This window comes from Methylobacterium sp. A49B, from assembly GCF_053346215.1.
This window is the reverse complement of sequence record NZ_JBKFBO010000037.1, coordinates 1-527: the sequence shown is the minus strand read 5'-3', so window position 1 is coordinate 527 and position 527 is coordinate 1. Positions and strand designations below refer to the sequence as shown.

Here is a 527-nt window from a genome sequence, read left to right as displayed (position 1 = left end):
AGGCGCCGAGATCCTCGGGGGCGGCCATCAGCCCGGCGTCCCGGCCGGTGCGCACGTAGTGCAGGAACGGCGACTCGCCCGGGGCGAACAGGTGGCCGTAGGTCTCCTGGTAGAACGCGATCGAGAAGGCCTTGCTCGGGTCCCGGCCCTCGTGCTGCCCGTAGGCGACGAAATGGGCGAGCGGGGCGTGGGCGGCGTCGGGGTTGCGCTTGGCGTAGAAGGCGGCGTCGAAGAAGGGTTCGATCTCCCGGGCCTCTTCGGCGAGCGCCGCCTCCCGCGAATCCGGTTCGCCGTAGCGCGGGTGAAAGGCGCCGGCCGTGATGTCGGTGCCGTGCAGGAGTGCCGTGGCCAGGAAGTGGACCAGGGGCGCCAAGCCGGTCTCGCGCACCCCGGGATGCGCGTCGAGATAGGCCTGCCCGTCGAAATCCGGCCTGGGGTTGCGGCCCTTCCTCCAGCCGGTGTCGCAGTAGTCGCGCACCGCGTCGGCCTCCTCGGAGAGCCCGTAGCGCGCCCGGTAGAAGCCGTGG

Annotated in this window: 1 pseudogene; it reads right to left on the bottom strand. The window is 71.9% G+C overall.

The window, feature by feature from the left end:
* Positions 1–527: pseudogene (locus ACLBX9_RS03210) on the bottom strand (glycosyltransferase); the annotation flags it as partial.